The organism is Alkalihalophilus lindianensis, assembly GCF_032843265.1.
Lineage (GTDB): Bacteria > Bacillota > Bacilli > Bacillales > Bacillaceae_D > Alkalihalophilus > Alkalihalophilus lindianensis.
Genome location: NZ_JAWJBA010000935.1, coordinates 1 through 241, shown reverse-complemented (window position 1 = coordinate 241; position 241 = coordinate 1). Strand labels below are relative to the sequence as shown.

At 39.8% G+C, this 241-nt stretch carries 1 protein-coding gene; it reads right to left on the bottom strand.

Annotated features, from left to right (window positions below):
* A partial coding sequence (locus RYX56_RS24855; protein WP_317124453.1) for an ECF transporter S component occupies window positions 1-181 on the bottom strand: 181 nt, incomplete at its 3' end.
* Window positions 182-241 lie beyond the last annotated feature (60 nt).

Genomic DNA, 241 nt, shown 5'->3' with positions numbered 1-241 from the left:
CAACTAATATTCCGGCAACCGGTCCAAAAATCAGTGTCGCAATAAGTCCCGGAATATCACTAAAATCAACCAGCAAGAAATTTGGAAACAGCGGCAGCGGAAAGTTTAGCAGCATTAATAAATAAGCAATACTGCTTAGCATCCCAATTGATACCATTGCCCTAATCTTTGTGTTTTTCATCCTTTTCATCTTCCTCTCTCCTTTTTTGATCCATCATGCTTGGAAGAGGGATTCAGCAAA